Source organism: Amycolatopsis azurea DSM 43854, assembly GCF_001995215.1.
GTDB lineage: Bacteria > Actinomycetota > Actinomycetes > Mycobacteriales > Pseudonocardiaceae > Amycolatopsis > Amycolatopsis azurea.
Genome location: NZ_MUXN01000016.1, coordinates 298337 through 310823 on the forward strand (window position 1 = coordinate 298337; position 12487 = coordinate 310823).

At 68.9% G+C, this 12487-nt stretch carries 10 protein-coding genes; 7 read left to right on the top strand and 3 right to left on the bottom strand.

Annotated elements, in window-relative coordinates; genetic code table 11:
* The first annotated feature begins 68 nt into the window (after nucleotides 1-68).
* The 4 genes from uvrC to whiA are packed head-to-tail and all read left to right on the top strand — an operon-like array spanning nucleotide 69 to nucleotide 4906.
* Nucleotides 69-2027: an excinuclease ABC subunit UvrC gene (gene uvrC / locus B0293_RS22520; protein WP_077241358.1), complete on the top strand. Its 1959-nt coding sequence runs from the start codon at nucleotides 69-71 to the stop codon at nucleotides 2025-2027.
* A 50-nt stretch (nucleotides 2028-2077) separates the two neighbouring features.
* Complete coding sequence (gene rapZ, locus B0293_RS22525) at nucleotides 2078-2935, top strand: RNase adapter RapZ (protein WP_039915897.1); 858 nt, start codon at nucleotides 2078-2080, stop codon at nucleotides 2933-2935.
* 13 nt (nucleotides 2936-2948) lie between these two features.
* Complete coding sequence (locus tag B0293_RS22530) at nucleotides 2949-3926, top strand: gluconeogenesis factor YvcK family protein (protein WP_005152316.1); 978 nt, start codon at nucleotides 2949-2951, stop codon at nucleotides 3924-3926.
* Complete coding sequence (gene whiA, locus B0293_RS22535; RefSeq protein WP_005152315.1) at nucleotides 3917-4906, top strand: DNA-binding protein WhiA; 990 nt, start codon at nucleotides 3917-3919, stop codon at nucleotides 4904-4906. The genes B0293_RS22530 and whiA overlap by 10 nt, the downstream gene beginning before the upstream one ends.
* Nucleotides 4907-5356: 450 nt before the next feature.
* On the opposite strand, the gene B0293_RS22540 is transcribed toward whiA, so the two are convergent.
* Nucleotides 5357-8326, bottom strand: a complete 2970-nt coding sequence (locus B0293_RS22540; RefSeq protein ID WP_005152313.1) for an FHA domain-containing protein — start codon at nucleotides 8324-8326, stop codon at nucleotides 5357-5359.
* A gap of 77 nt (nucleotides 8327-8403) precedes the next feature.
* Between B0293_RS22540 and B0293_RS22545 the strand changes: the two genes are divergently transcribed.
* Together B0293_RS22545 and B0293_RS22550 are read left to right on the top strand one after the other, a co-directional pair.
* Entirely contained in the window at nucleotides 8404-9324 is a 921-nt protein-coding gene (locus tag B0293_RS22545) for a hypothetical protein (RefSeq protein ID WP_005152311.1), read from the top strand.
* A 106-nt stretch (nucleotides 9325-9430) separates the two neighbouring features.
* Complete coding sequence (locus B0293_RS22550; protein ID WP_005152309.1) at nucleotides 9431-10435, top strand: glucosyl-3-phosphoglycerate synthase; 1005 nt, start codon at nucleotides 9431-9433, stop codon at nucleotides 10433-10435.
* Here B0293_RS22550 and B0293_RS22555 read toward each other — a convergent pair.
* Complete coding sequence (locus B0293_RS22555) at nucleotides 10409-11293, bottom strand: sterol desaturase family protein (protein WP_039915858.1); 885 nt, start codon at nucleotides 11291-11293, stop codon at nucleotides 10409-10411. The genes B0293_RS22550 and B0293_RS22555 overlap by 27 nt on opposite strands.
* 86 nt (nucleotides 11294-11379) lie before the next feature.
* Here B0293_RS22555 and B0293_RS22560 point away from each other — a divergent pair, with 86 nt between their 5' ends.
* Nucleotides 11380-11991 carry a TetR/AcrR family transcriptional regulator gene (locus B0293_RS22560; protein ID WP_245191856.1) on the top strand — a complete coding sequence of 204 codons (612 nt, stop codon included), beginning with the start codon at nucleotides 11380-11382 and terminating at the stop codon, nucleotides 11989-11991.
* On the opposite strand, the gene B0293_RS22565 is transcribed toward B0293_RS22560, so the two are convergent.
* Nucleotides 11966-12475 carry an NUDIX domain-containing protein gene (locus B0293_RS22565; RefSeq protein WP_005152306.1) on the bottom strand — a complete coding sequence of 170 codons (510 nt, stop codon included), beginning with the start codon at nucleotides 12473-12475 and terminating at the stop codon, nucleotides 11966-11968. The genes B0293_RS22560 and B0293_RS22565 overlap by 26 nt on opposite strands.
* Nucleotides 12476-12487: the final 12 nt, after the last annotated feature.

Genomic DNA, 12487 nt, shown 5'->3' on the forward strand with positions numbered 1-12487 from the left:
GTTGACCGGAGCCTGGCTAGGGGCGGGGGCTCGCAGGACTGTCGGTGGTGCCCAATAGTCTTGGTGGCGTGGCTGACCCGACCACCTACCGTCCCTCGCCGGGGAGCATCCCGGACGCCCCTGGCGTGTACAAATTTCGTGACGCCACGAAGAGGGTCATCTACGTCGGCAAGGCGAAAAGCCTCCGCAGCAGGCTGAACTCGTACTTCGCCGACCTCACCGGCTTGCACCCGCGCACGCGCCAGATGGTGACCACGGCGGCGAGCGTCGAGTGGACCGTGGTCGGCACCGAGGTCGAGGCGCTCCAGCTGGAGTACAACTGGATCAAGGAGTTCGACCCGCGGTTCAACGTCCGCTATCGCGACGACAAGAGCTATCCGATGCTCGCCGTCACGATGAACGAGGAGTTCCCGCGCCTGCACGTCTATCGCGGCGCACGGCGGAAGGGCGTGCGGTACTTCGGCCCGTACGCGCACGCCTGGGCCATCCGCGAGACGCTCGATCTGCTGCTCCGGGTGTTCCCGGCGCGCACCTGCTCGGCGGGCGTCTTCAAACGGCACGGCCAGATCGGCAGGCCCTGCCTGCTCGGCTACATCGGCAAATGTTCCGCGCCGTGCGTCGGCAAGGTCTCCGCCGACGAGCACCGCGCGATCGTCGAGGACTTCTGCGACTTCCTCGCCGGCCGCACCGACGCGCTGATCCGCCGCCTGGAACAGGAAATGGCGGCCGCGTCCGAAGAGCTGGAGTTCGAACGCGCCGCCCGGCTGCGTGACGACCTCGGCGCCCTGCGGCGTGCGATGGAGAAGCAGGCGGTCGTGCTCGGCGACGGCACCGACGCGGATGTCGTCGCCTTCGCCCACGACGAACTCGAAGCCGCCGTCCAGGTCTTCCACGTGCGCGGCGGCCGGGTCCGCGGCCAGCGCGGCTGGGTGATCGACAAAGCCGAAGAGATGGACGTCAAGGACCTCGTCGACCACTTCCTCACGCAGTTCTACGGCGAGGAGGCCGAACGCGCGGACGATCCCGACCTCGGGTCCCCGGTGCCGCGCGAGGTGCTCGTCCCCGAACTGCCCGCCGACGCGGAGGCGCTCGGCGACTGGCTTTCCGGGTTGCGCGGGTCGAGGGTGAGTCTCCGGGTGCCGCAGCGTGGCGACAAACGCGCGCTCGCGGAGACGGTGACACGCAACGCCGGCGAGGCGTTCACCCAGCACAAACTGCGCCGCGCCGGTGACCTCACGGCCCGTTCGGCCGCGCTGGCGGAACTCCAGGACTACCTGGCGCTGGAGACCGCGCCGCTGCGCATCGAATGCGTCGACATCAGCCATATCCAGGGCAGTGACGTGGTCGCGTCGCTCGTGGTGTTCGAGGACGGGATCCCGCGCAAGTCCGAGTACCGGCGGTTCGCCTTGCGCGAGGCCGCGGAGGAAGGCGACGTCGCCTCGATCGCCGAGGTCGTCCGCCGCCGTTTTTCCCGGTACCTCAAGGAAAACGCCGAGGGCGTCGAGGTCGATCCGGACCGTCCCGGCATCGACCCGGAGACCGGCAAGCCGCGCAAGTTCGCGTACGCGCCGAACCTGCTCGTCGTCGACGGCGCGGGCCCGCAGGCCACCGCCGCCGCGGACGTCCTCTCCGAACTGGGCGTCACCGACATCGCCGTGGTCGGCCTGGCGAAGCGGCTGGAGGAGGTGTGGCTGCCGGGCGATCCCGATCCGGTGATCCTGCCGCGCACCTCCGACGCGCTGTATCTGCTGCAACGGCTGCGCGACGAGGCACACCGCTTCGCCATCCGGTACCACCGGGAGAAGCGGTCCAAGCGGATGCAGGTGTCCGCATTGGACGGTGTGCCGGGACTGGGGCAGGCTCGTCGTACCGCGCTGATCAAGCACTTCGGCTCGGTGAAGAAACTCCGCGAGGCGAGACTCGAGGAGATCGAGGCGGTGCCCGGCTTCGGCAGGCGCACCGCGGAAGCGGTCGTCGCGGCGCTGGCAGGGGAGCCGGCCCAGACGACGGGGGAGTCCAGTACGTGATCGGGGAAAGGACCATCGTGAGTGCGCAAGAAGAAGGCCGCGGTTCCGGGATGGAGGTCGCGGTCGTTTCCGGGCTGTCCGGCGCGGGCCGCAGTACCGCCGCGAAATGCCTGGAGGACCTGGGCTGGTTCGTGGTGGACAACCTGCCGCCCGAGCTGATCGCCACCATGGTCGAGCTCGGCGCGCAGGCGCGGGGCGCGATCACCAAGGTCGCCGTGGTGATGGACGTGCGCTCGCGCGCGTTCACCGACGACCTGGCGTCCGTCATCAAGGACCTCGACGCCCGTGGCTACAAGCCGCGCGTCCTGTTCCTGGAGGCCACCGACGCGGTGCTGGTGCGCCGGTTCGAGGCCGTCCGCCGCGGGCACCCGATGCAGGGTGACGGCAGGCTCGCCGACGGCATCACCGCCGAGCGCACGCTGCTGGAGCCGCTGCGGGAAGAGGCCGACCTCGTGCTCGACACGTCGTCGCTTTCGGTGCACGACCTGCGCGCCAAGATCGAGGACGCCTTCGGTTCCGAGGCCGGCACGCAGACCAGGGTCACCGTGCTGTCGTTCGGCTACAAGTACGGCCTGCCGATGGACGCCGACCTGGTGATGGACGTCCGCTTCCTGCCGAACCCGTTCTGGATCCCGGAACTGCGCGAGCACACCGGTCTCGAGGGCGAGGTCCGCAACTACGTGCTCAGCCAGGAAGGCGCGGACGAGTTCCTCGACCGCTACCACCAGCTGCTGCGCCTGATCGGCGCGGGCTACAAGCGCGAGGGCAAGCGGTACCTGACGCTGGCCGTCGGCTGCACGGGCGGGAAGCACCGCAGTGTCGCCATTTCCGAGGAGCTCGCCCAGCGGCTGTCCAATGAGGACGGTATGGCCGTGAAGGTGGTGCACCGCGACCTTGGCCGCGAGTAGCGAGCCGCGTGCGGTGGCTTTGGGGGGCGGGCACGGACTGCACGCCACCCTCACCGCGTTGCGCCGGGTGACCTCGCAGGTCACCGCCGTGGTCACCGTCGCCGACGACGGGGGCTCGTCCGGCAGGCTGCGCCGCGAACTCGGGCTGCTGCCGCCGGGCGACCTGCGGCAGGCCTTCGCCGCGTTCGCCGCCGAAGACGGCGGAACGCTGTGGGCGGAGGTGTTCCAGCACCGCTTCGGCGGTGATGGCGCGCTCGCCGGGCACGCGGTCGGGAACCTGTTGCTGGCCGGGTTGTTCGAGGTGCTCGGTGACCCGGTCGCCGCACTCGACGAGGCGAGCAGGCTGATGGGCATCTCCGGTCGCGTCCTGCCGATGTCACCCGAACCGCTGGAAATCCAGGGCGAGGTTTCGGGGCTGGACGCCGAGAACCCCGAGGCGATCCGGCGCATTCGCGGTCAGGTGGCGGTGGCGACGACACCTGGGCAGGTGCACCGGATCAGCCTGCACCCGACCGGGCAGGCCGACCGGCCGCCGCGTGGGTGCCCCGAGGCGATCGAGGCCGTCCTCGGCGCGGACGTGGTGTTCCTCGGCCCGGGGTCGTGGTTCACCAGCGTGCTGCCGCATCTGCTGGTGCCGGATCTGCACGACGCGTTGCTCCGGACGGAGGCCACGAAGGTCGTGATCCTCAACCTGATCCCCCAACCGGGGGAGACGGCCGGATTCTCCCCGGAGAAGCATTTGGACGTACTCTTCGAACACGCCCCGGAATTGCGGGTGGACGCGGTCATCGCGGACCGGGACTCGGTGCCCTCACCAGCCCGGTTGCGGGACGCGGCCGGAGAGCTCGGCGCGCGGGCGTTGCTGGGGGCGGTGGCTGACCCGGTCGTGACGGGGCGGCATGATCCTGATGCGCTCGCGGGCTGTATGCGAGACGCTCTCGGTCTCACCGGGGGAGAAGCTGAAGGTATGGAGGGGCAGCGATGGCGATGACCGCCGCCGTGAAGGACGAGCTGAGCCGGCTGGAGATCACCAAGATCGGCCCGCGCCGCGCGGAGGTCGCGTCGATGCTGCGATTCGCGGGCGGGCTGCACATCGTGGCCGGCCGCGTCGTGGTGGAGGCCGAACTCGACACCGGGTCGGTGGCGAGGCGGCTGCGCAAGGAGATCCACGAACTGTACGGACATCAGTCCGATGTCCACGTCATTTCCTCCAGCGGCTTGCGCAAGGGCACGCGGTACGTCGTCCGGGTGGTGAAGGACGGCGAGGGGCTCGCCCGGCAGACCGGCCTGATCGACCAGCGCGGCCGCCCGGTGCGCGGGCTGCCCGCCGCCGTCGTGTCCGGCGGCGTCGCCGACGCGGAAGCCGCCTGGCGCGGAGCGTTCCTGGCGCACGGTTCGCTCACCGAACCCGGCCGCTCGTCGTCGCTCGAAGTCACCTGCCCCGGCCCCGAGGCCGCGCTGGCGCTCGTCGGTGCGGCACGAAGGATGGGCATCCAGGCCAAGTCGCGCGAGGTCCGCGGCGCGGACCGGGTCGTGGTGCGTGACGGTGACGCCATCGGCGCCCTGCTGACCCGCCTCGGCGCGCACACGAGCGTGCTCGCGTGGGAGGAGCGGCGGATGCGCCGCGAAGTGCGCGCCACCGCGAACCGGCTCGCGAACTTCGACGACGCCAACCTGCGGCGCTCGGCCCGCGCGGCCGTCGCGGCGGCGGCCAGGGTGGAGCGGGCGCTGGACATCCTCGGCGAGTCCGCCCCCGAGCACCTGCTCGCGGCGGGCAAACTGCGGCTGTCGAACCGGCAGGCCTCGCTCGAAGAGCTGGGCCAGCTGTCCGATCCGCAGATGACCAAGGACGCCGTCGCCGGCCGGATCCGCCGTCTGCTCGCGATGGCCGACAAGAAGGCGAAGGAACAAGGCATCCCGGACACCGAATCCGCGGTGACCCCGGACATGCTGGAAGAAGACGAGGCCTGACCCCCACGCATTTAGTCCTCTACATGCGGTCCTTGCGCGCGCATCGATCGCATGTAGAGGACTAAATGCGGGGCTCCAGGAGGGTTTCGCCGAACACCGCACTGGGCTGGGGTGCTCGTGAGTGGCGATTCGGGTCAGCGAGCGGAAAGCGAAGAGGGCAGTGATCGAGCCCACTGCCGAGTAGTTCTGACCGTCGGTTCCCGCAGGGCTTTCGTGGCGCGGTCTGAACGGGCCCCGCGAGAAGGCGACCACGACCGTCCACAAGGGATGATCAGCCTGATCGGAGTGCCCGTTTTAGGGGCTTTGGCCCGTTTCGGGTAGGGGTCGTGAGTGCTAAAGAGCGTTCTAACCCTCTTTAGAACTCACGACCCCTATCAAGATTCGGGCATATCGACATCAAACGGTTATTCAGTCTTCGAGAACTGTCCCTTGTGGACACCGGTGTAGAGGTCAGGTTTCTCTGGGACGCCAGAGCGCCAGCTGTTCCCGGATCTTCGCCGTCTCCGGATGCCGTTCGCCCCGGACCTCGACGGAGTCCTCCAGGAGCAACGCCCACTCCGAAAGCGCTTCGGTGATCTGACCGGCTTCGGCGCGAGCCAGTGCCTGCCCGAATCGGAGATCGAGGACGTCGGGATGCCTGTCGTTCAGCCGTTCCCGGGCTTCGGTCAGCAGCTGTTCGTACTCCTGTACCGCCGGAGGAGCGCCCTCGGTCAGTGCGCTCCAGAAGGCGATGTTGTGCCGGATGTGCATGACGATCACGTCGTCGCCCAACGCGTTCTTCGCTCGTGGCAACAGTTCTCGGCTGAGACGCAGGGATTCCGCCCCGTCGCCGGTCTTGCCGGTCGCGACTGCGAGCAGGTGCCGGGCGTGCAGGGTCTCGCGGTGGCTCGGGCCCAGCGCGCCGGTCGCGTCCCGGACCAGGGCTTCGAACGCGGCCCGGGAATCCTCCGGGCGATCCAGTTCGCCGAGCAGATGACCGATGTTGTTGCGAATGCTCAGGACGTCCTCGTCGCCCGCGCCCAAGGTGTCGACGGCGATCGGTGACAGAACCTCGAACAGCGCGAGCGCTCCGGCCAGGTCGCCCGCTTTGCCCGTCCAAGTCGCATGCCGGGCCTTGCAGCGCAAAGTGATCCGGTGTGTCTCCCCGAGCGCCCGCTCCGACCGCCGGGCCCACATCGCCCACGTCTCCCGGTTCTCCACCGGGATCCCGGACGCCCGCCGCTCGATGGAAGCGAGCGCGTCCTCGTGCAGGCCCGCGAGCCACAGGAACTCGGCTTCGTTGATGGCCGCGTAAGCCTGTTCCGGTGTCGGTTCCTCGTCTCCGGAGGCCGGTTCGATGTCCGCCATCGCCGCCGCCAGCTGGGTCGGCAGCGGCTGGATCCCACCGGTATAGGGGCCGATCCACAGGACGGTTTCGGTCGGCAGTCCCGCTTGCGCCCGGCGGACGTCATCGCCCAGCACCGCCAGCTCGTCCCGGACCCGCACCGTCCGGTCCGGGCCGCCGCTCTCGGCGCTCGCCTTGGTCAGGACCGAGATCGGGATCGGGCCGTGCGGCGCCGTGAACCGGAGCAGGTCCAGCAGGATCGCCTGTGCCGGCCGGGGTGACGCGATCGAGCCGGTGTCCTCGTCGGCCTCCTCCTCCGGCCACCTCTCCTCTTGGCTCACGCTGATGAAAGTGACGGTCGAGTCGCCGAGCCGGATCACGTCGCGATGACCCAGTTCGATGGTCCGCACCCGTTCCCCGTTGACGACGGTGCCGTTGGCCGAGTCGAGGTCGGTCAGCCACGCGCTCTCGCCGTCCCAGCGGATTTTGCAGTGCATCCGGGACACGCGCGAATCCGCGACGCGGATGCCTGCCTGGCGGCTGCGCCCGAGGACGGTCAGCCCGAAGGACAGTTCGTGATTGACCACGGTCTGTCCCGGGACGTCGACGATCAGCGTGGCGGGAGTGATCGTCGGCGACGTCACCGAACCGGTGTCGCGGTCGGGCCGGGTTCCGGGCACGTTCGTCCGAGGGTCTTCCGTCGGACGAGGCATGGGCTCCCAGGCCTCCTCTTGCGCGGGCCGTGGGTAGGCGGTGACCGAAGGATCCGGCTTCGGGACATCGATCGTCCGGATCAGGCGCACCACGGTCGCGGACGGAAGGTTCTTCGGGTTCCGCGTCGCCACCACCGTCTTCACCCACGGCAGGTCCGGGTCGGTGGAGAGGCTGTTCAGGAAGCCGACCAGGCGCGAGGCGACGGCGGGGTGGAGTTCGTCGAGCCCGTCCAGGGCGATCCGCACCGGACTGTTCGTCCACTGTGGAGTGATCGTCCTCAAGGGGCCGAGGATCGCCAGATCGAAAGCGCTTGCGCCGTTCCGCGCGCCGTCGTCGAGGGTGTTCAGGAACGTCTCGCCGGACTCGGCGAACCACGGGACCGTGTGCCGCAGCTGGCGGGCCAGTTCCCGGGCGAGCTGTTCCGCGGTCTGCCCGCGGGTGGCGAACAGCACGGCGTGCAGGAAGTCCGGTGGCACATAGGATCCGGCCACCGACGGCCGGGCGAGCGCGGCCAGCGTCGCCGATTTCCCGGCACCGGCCTCCCCGGCGATCGCGACCAGGCGGGCGCCGGTGAGCAGATGTCCGACGGTCTCGCCGAGTTCCGGGTTCTGCCGGTAATCCGCGGTCAGCCGTTCGATGTCCGGCGCCGCGGGGTTGCCTGCCAGCGGCGAACGACGCCACGCGGGCGAGGAGTTGAGCGCGAGCCACAGGCCTTGATCGGCTCCGATGATCTCGCGGGTGCCGTCGAAGCCGAGGTGGACGGCGGTCTGCGCCGGGCACAACCCGGTGATGACCCGTTTGAGATCCGCGCAGCGGACGTGCTCGCCGAAACTCGTGTGCCCCGACCGCAGCACGGTGACCAGCGAGCGGCTGAAGCAGCCGTTGGCGGCGACCCGGTCGTCGGACGCGGTGAGCAGGTCGAACCGCCTGCCCGCCTCGCCGACGATCCGCAGCCAGCGCCTGCCCGCTTGAAGCGCGCCGATCCCCGCGTGGCAGGTGTCGAGCAGGACGACCAGACCGTCGAGCGTCGAATAGCGGCCGAGCAGTTCCTTGATCCGTTGGGCGAACAGGAACGACCTCCTGCTGTCCACCGGCAGGCTGGTTTCCTTGGTGAGGAAGTAGAAATCGTCGTCGGCGTATTCGCCGTGCCCGACGAGCGACAGGAAAAGCGTCGCCTCGTCCTCCGAAGCGCGTTCGAACGCCTCCACCAGCGCTTCGTCGAGTTCGACCATCGTCGGGTCGACGAGCAGGCCGCGGCCGTCCGCGAGCGCGGGGACACAGCCGCCGATGCCGGGATCCAGCAGAGCCGTCGAAACGTCGTGGCCGACGTCGGGAAGGAACGAAAGCAGGTTCAGCGAATCGCATTGCGACGCGACGACCAACGACCTCCGCTCTCCCACGGAGATCACTTTGTCTCATCGGCGGTGCACCGGCAAGCGTTTCGGCGATACTGTGCGCCATGGCCCGGATCGTCCTCGTGCACGGCATCGCCCAGGAACAGAAGTCCGCGGACACCCTCGAGGCGGAATGGCTGCCGAGCCTGGCGGGCGGGGTCCGGCTCGTCGGCGATCCCGCGCTGGCCGACGCCCTGTGGCGCGATTCCCGCCCCGGTGACGCGCGGATGGCCTTCTACGGTGACCTTTTCCTCCGCGACGGCCAGCAAGGCGGTGCGGACGAACTCACCGAGGACGAATGGAAACTCGCCGAGGCGCTGGCGGGGGAGTGGCTGCGGAACGCGGCCCTCCGGTCGTCCAGGGAAAGCGATCGGGACCGGGCGCGAACCGACCTGGACCGCCTCGGCGGGTCTTCCGACGAGTACCAAGGCGTCCGCGCGGCCGCCCGTCCGGTGCTGAACGCGCTGATGCGGCTTCGGCCGTTCGCGAGGCTCGGGGTGGCGTTCGCCGAACGCGTGGTGGTCAAGGCACTCAAACAGGTGACGCTGTACCTCACCGACGAGACGATCCGGAAACAGGTGCAGGACCGCGTCGCCGAGCACATCGGCCCCGACACCGAAGCGATCATCGGGCACTCGCTCGGCTCCGTCGTCGCTTACGAAGCCGCCCATCTGCACGGCCGTCCGCTGCCGTTGCTGCTCACCCTGGGTTCGCCGCTGGGCCTGCGCACGGTGGTCTACGAACGGACCCGTCCGCAACCGCCGTCCGTGCCGCCCGGCGTCGCGCGCTGGGTGAACCTGGCCGACCGGGACGATCTCGTCGCCGCGAAGCCGGACCTCGGCCCGCTGTTCCCCGGCGCCGACGGCGTCCTGGACAGCGGCTACACCGTCGACAACGGGGCGAAACCGCACGAGGCGACGTTCTACCTCGCCAAGCGCCGGACCGGCGAGGTCCTCTCCGCCGCGTTGTCCCGGCCCGGCCGTTAACCTGCGCCCGGCAGGCGTAACGCGGCGGTTTCCGCAGTGACGACGGATGGAAACAGCCTCCCTCGAAGCTCACCGGTGAGGTGATCTTCGAGGGAAAGAGGAAGCCATGCGGGTATCGGCGGAGGTCGGCACGTGGCTCGCCCGGCGCAGCAGCCGGGCGGGCGACTGGTGGGCGGCGGAGCTGGTCGCGGCAAAACGCGGGACGCGGGTCTCGGTGGTGATCCCGGCCCGCGACGAAGAGGAGACCGTCGGCGCGATCGTCGGCACCATCCGGCGCGAACTCGTCGAACGCTTTCCCCTGGTGGACGAGATCCTGGTGGTGGACAGTCATTCCACCGACGCCACCGCCGAGGCCGCCAGGGCTGCCGGGGCGGATGTCGTCGCGCAGGACAAGGTGTTCCCGCAGCTGGAAAGCCTGCCAGGCAAGGGGGAAGCGCTGTGGAAGGGCGTCGCGGAAACCACCGGTGACCTCGTCGTCTTCGTCGACGGCGATCTCCGCGACTTCACCGCCGACTACGTGACCGGTCTGCTGGGTCCGCTGCTGACCGACCCGTCGATCGCCTACGTCAAGGGCTTCTACCACCGTCCGCTCGTCGGCGGAGCGGGTACCGAACCCGACGGCGGCGGCCGGGTCACCGAACTCGTCGCCCGTCCGCTGCTCAACATGTACTGGCCGGAACTCGCCGGGTTCGTCCAGCCGCTCGCCGGTGAATACGCCGGGCGACGGGAAGTGCTCGAAGGCATCCCGTTCGTCACCCATTACGGCGTCGAGGTCGGGCATCTCATCGACCTGCTCGACCTGCACGGGCTCGACGCGCTCGCGCAGGTCGACCTCGGTCATCGGACACACCGCCACCAGGGCACCCAGGCCCTCGGCCGGATGGCCGCGCAGATCATGCTGACGCTGATGGACCGGCTGGAGCGAAGCGGCCGCGTGATCTCCGCGGCGCCTCCGTCGACGGCACTCGCACAGTTCCGGCGTGGCGCGGGGGAGGCGGTCGAGCGGGAACTCGTGCTGACTGACGTGGGCCTCGCACAGCGGCCGCCGCTGGAGAGTCTCCCGCCGGAGATCCGGCCGGCGAACTCATCCTTGTTGCGCAGGACCGCTTAGGCTCAGTTCTTTCGCGGGCTGCCAGCCCGGCGGTCCGAACACGTACCCGAGTTTGTCCCGCCACGACCTGGCCGCGCGGACGTCGCGCAGGATCGAGCCGTATTCGTGGAAGCCGACCTTGAGCAGGTTGTGGGACTCGACGTTCTTGGTCAGCCCGTAGGTCGGCCGCTTGCCCTCGGGCACGAAGCTGCGGAACATTCGGTCCCAGATGATCAGGATGCCGCCGTAGTTCGCGTCCAGGTACTCCTGGTCGCTGCCGTGGTGCACACGATGATGTGACGGGGTGTTGAACACGTACTCGAACCAGCGCGGCAGCTTCCGGATCTTCTCGGTGTGCACGAAGAACTGGTAGACGAGGTCGATCGACAGGCCGGTGAGGATCATCCACGGCGGGATGCCGGCGAAGGCGAGGATCGACCAGAACGGCAGCTGGAAGTACGGGGTCCACTTCTGCCGCAGCGCCGTCGAGAAGTTGTAGTGCTCGCTCGAATGGTGGACCTGGTGGCCCGCCCACATGATCCGGACGCGGTGACTCGCCCGGTGGTAGGCGTAGAAGACGATCTCCTGGCCCAGCAGCATCAAAACCCAGGTCCACCAGTCGTGCGGGCTGAACTTCACCGGCGCCAGTTCGTAGAGCGCGGCGAACACGAACAGCATGGCGACGCGGAAGACGCCGTTGATCACCACCGCCACCGCGCCCATGGACATGCTGGTCCGGGTGTCCTTGACGCTGTAGCCGATGACGTTGTCGTCGTGGCCCAGCACGTGCAGCGCGAGGATCTCGATCGCGACGAACAGCAGGAACACCGGCGTCGCCATCAGCACCGGGTCACTCAGATGGGCAAGTAAATCCGCCACCGCATCTCTCCCTGTCTCGACCCCCGGTGATCTGACCTTCCGGTAACTTACCCTAGGGTCATTTACCTCAGGGTAAGATATCCGCCGTGACAGAAGCAAGGGCCGTCGGCACGAAGGGGGTGCCCCGTGAAGAGCGGGAAACCCAGATCGTGCGCGCCGGGACGGAGGAGTTCGGCAAGAACGGGTACGCCGGGGCGTCGATGGTGGAGATCGCCCGCCGGGTCGGCGTCACGAAACCCTTGCTGTACCAATACTTCGGCTCGAAGGACGGGCTGTACCTCGCCTGCCTGCACCGGGCGGGGGACAGGCTGACCGAAGGGGTCGCCGAGACGATGGCGGAGGAGGGCGAACCGCCCGAGCGGATGCCGCTCGCGGTGCTCTCGGCCATTTTCGAGACGTTCGACAACGACCGGTACGCGTGGAAGCTGCTCCGCGACCCGACGGTGCCCTCGACCGGGGAGATCGCCGGGGTCGCGGTCGACTACCGCTACCGGCTCGACGGGTTCGCGCTGATCGGCGCCGCCCAGCTGATGCACTCGCGCGGACTGGACGACGAACGCGACATCGAGGCGATCGCCCAGGTCTGGACCGGAGTGGTCGATTCCCTGATCAGCTGGTGGATCGACCAGCCGGATCAGGACGCCGCGGCGATGACCGAACGTTGCTCACGGATCATGCGGAATCTGTTCGGCTGGTGAGCGCCGCTAACGCCGCCTCGCAGTCGGAGAAGGCGAGTGGCGGGCGATCGGTCAGCGGGAACCAGGCGTACCCGGAATTCTCTTCCGACAGCACGATTTCCGTGTCCGGCGGGAGTTCACAGGTGAAGGCGAGTCCGATCGTCTTCAGTCCGGTTTCGCCGTAGACCGACGAATACGATCCGGCGAATCGGAGGTTCCGGAGTTCGCAGCCGATTTCCTCGAGTCCTTCGCGGACGAGGTTCTCTTCGGCTGTCTCGGCTCCCGAGAGGAAGCCGCCGACGGTGTCCCAGCTGCCCTTCCGGGGCTCGTGTGCCCGGCGCAGCAACAGGATCCGGTCGCCGTCGAGGATGAGACCGACCGTTGTCGGCAGCGGGTTGTCGTATTTGGTGAAGCCGCAGGCGGGGCACTCGGCGTGGGTGTCTTCGCCTTCGCCTTCGAGCCTTGTCCGGTCGCCGCAGCGGGGGCAGAACGTCCAGTCCTTCACCGGCCGGAGTTT